This is a genomic window from Allobosea sp. 05T439 (assembly GCF_056396005.1).
The window spans coordinates 1-671 of record NZ_JBFTKP010000131.1; the positions used below are offsets into that span (position 1 = coordinate 1).

Genomic DNA, 671 nt, shown 5'->3' on the forward strand with positions numbered 1-671 from the left:
CGGGACTGTCAGGGATTTTGTGTCCGGGGCCATAGTGACGCCGATGGAGGGCGCTCATGGTCATCAAGAAGGACACACTGGATCAGTTGCTTGCGGGACGTGATCCGCGCGATGTTTTCGCCAAGGATGGGCTTGTCGATGAGCTGAAGAAGGCGCTGGCGAACCGGGTCTTGTCGGCGGAACTGGACGATCACCTCGACGGCGAGGCGGCTGCCGGAAAGCCCAATCGCCGCAACGGCTATTCGAAGAAGACGGTGCTGGGCGAGAGCTCGAAGCTGGAACTCCGGATTCCGCGTGATCGCGAGGGGACGTTCGATCCCCAGTTGATCGCCAAGTACCAGCGTCGGTTTCCCGGTTTCGACGCGAAGATCATCTCGATGTACGCCCGCGGTATGAGCGTCCGGGAGATCCAGGGCCATCTGCTTGAGATCTACGGCCTCGATGTCTCGCCGGATCTGATCTCGACGGTGACCGACGCGGTGCTGGAGACGGTGACGGAGTGGCAGAACCGGCCGCTGGAGGCGAGCTACCCGCTGATCTTCTTCGACGCGATGCGGGTTAAGATCCGGGACGAGGGCCTTGTCCGCAACAAAGCCGTCTACCTCGCGCTCGGCGTCCAGGCCGACGGCACGAAGGACATCCTCGGCATCTGGATCGAGACGACCGAGGGC

General features: G+C 62.4%; 1 protein-coding gene. It reads left to right on the forward strand.

Features of this window, described 5'->3' with window-relative positions; translation table 11 throughout:
- Window positions 1–56 precede the first annotated feature (56 nt).
- Window positions 57–671: IS256 family transposase (locus AC1DIO_RS35390; RefSeq protein ID WP_476854954.1), on the forward strand; the 615-nt coding region annotated here is incomplete at its 3' end.